The sequence below is a fragment of the Moorena sp. SIO3I6 genome, assembly GCF_010672095.1.
The window spans coordinates 1-1,937 of sequence record NZ_JAAHHU010000929.1 but is presented as its reverse complement, the minus strand read 5'-3'; the positions used below and the strand labels follow the sequence as shown (position 1 = coordinate 1,937).

At 35.3% G+C, this 1,937-nt stretch carries 1 protein-coding gene; it reads left to right on the top strand.

The window, feature by feature from the left end:
• Positions 1 to 362 precede the first annotated feature (362 nt).
• Positions 363 to 1,691: a guanitoxin biosynthesis MATE family efflux transporter GntT gene (gene gntT / locus F6K49_RS44575; RefSeq protein ID WP_293108385.1), complete on the top strand. Its 1,329-nt coding sequence runs from the start codon at positions 363 to 365 to the stop codon at positions 1,689 to 1,691.
• Positions 1,692 to 1,937 lie beyond the last annotated feature (246 nt).

The window sequence follows — 1,937 nt, the reverse complement described above, 5'->3', positions numbered from 1 at the left end:
AGTATACTGGATAAGGGAAGCAACTCTCATCCCTTTAAGATAATCGAGCCATTTGTAAGAGCTGATTTGTAAACTCGCTGTAATCCTTGTAGGATAAGGCTTGGGCTAAACTAGAACAATTGAACTATTTAATACCCAAAAGACAATCATAGCAAGGCTTTCAAGCTTCTTAATATTTACTTTATAAATCAGCTCTTAGGTAGCTGACCAGCTATCAGAATTGTTCTTGATCTGAGTTGTCTTTCTATCCTGTGTTTCATAGAAAGTGGAATTTTTTAAATCCCATAATTTTTTTTTAAATTCAGCTGAATTTTTGTTAATATTTACTCTTAAAAATACCAATAAAGTTGATAGTTGAGCCGATGAAACTTGCCCGCTTAAACTCAGACAGTCTTCTCCCCCGCTTCTACAGGCTTGCGGTCATTAATACCCTCTCCAATATCATGATTCCCTTATCGGGCTTGGTCAGCGTTGCTTTCCTGGGACATCTGACAGAAATTCGTCACTTAGCAGGAGTTGCAGTCGCAACGGTTTTGTTTACCTATCTTTACCGACTTTTACACTTCTTGCGGATGGGAACAACGGGAGCGACGGCTCAAGCTGTAGGCAAAGATGACCGCGAAGCCATGTTATTAGTGGGTTTACGTAATGGATTGATAGGGTTGGTACTGGGTATATTAATTGTTATTTTACAATATCCTATCGAGAAAATTTGGTTTCTTATACTCGATGCTCCTGATGAAGTTAAATCTTCTGGTATTGCTTATTTTAATGCCCGTATTTGGGGTGCTCCCGCAGTGGCACTTAACTTAGTCGTGATCGGTTGGTTATTAGGAAAAGAAATGAGTGGTAAGGTGCTAGTGATAACAATCATTGGCAATTTAGGCAAAATAATTTTTGATTATTTTGCCATTTTTAAATGGCATTGGGGCAGTATGGGAGCAGGTTTTTCTGCTTGTTTGAGTCAATACTTAACCTTATTGGTGGGAATCTTATTTGTCAGTCAGGATGTTCGATTCCAAGAAATTCATCAGTTAAGTCATTGCATTTGGCAGCGTTCAGGATTTAAAACCGTTTTTGCTGTTAATCGAGATACTTTTATTAAGATTTTAAGCAATCGAGCCAGCCTTGTTATTTTTACCAATATCAGTGCGGCAATGGGAACGCAGATTTTAGCAGCAAATGCCTTAATGATCGAAGTGTTTTTGTTTACGATCTCTTTTATTGAGGGTTTTGGATTAGCCGCAGAAACCCTAACAGGAAATTTTGTAGGTCGTGGAAAACGCGATCGCTTACCTTCTTTAGTTGGAGTTACAGTAGGAACGGGAGTTTTATTCGCACTAATTTTTGCTGGTATTTCCATCGGGTTTCCTCATACTGTATTTATAATTTTAACTAATCATCTGGAAATTATTTACGAAATTAAAATATATGTTTTTTGGTTACTTCCACTTCTTATATTTAATGCTATTGCTTTTATGTTTGATGGATACTTTATTGGTTTGAACAATACAGCCGTTATTCGCAATTCTGCTCTAATCGGTTTATTTTTTGGATTTATTCCTTTCAGTATTTTAGCTTGGTTTCATCAAGATAATCATATTTTATGGTTATCTGTGGTGATTTTGATGATTGTAAGAACCATATATATTAATATTATTTTCTTCAAAAAAATGCTTCAGATACGGTAAAGATATCTTCTTTATTATTTTCAATTCTGACGAGATATTTTATATTAGTAAAAAAAAGGTTACGGGAATTCATATCCTTTCCAAAATTGTAGTTTCCTGATCAGGATTGTTTAGTAATCGATTGGCTAGATCGGACTAAATATATACCAAACAAGGAAATACAAATTACGAATCTAGTTTAGAGACAAGCTGACCAAGTAAATAGAGTACAAAAACAAGATATTCTAATGTACTTCCGTAGCAATA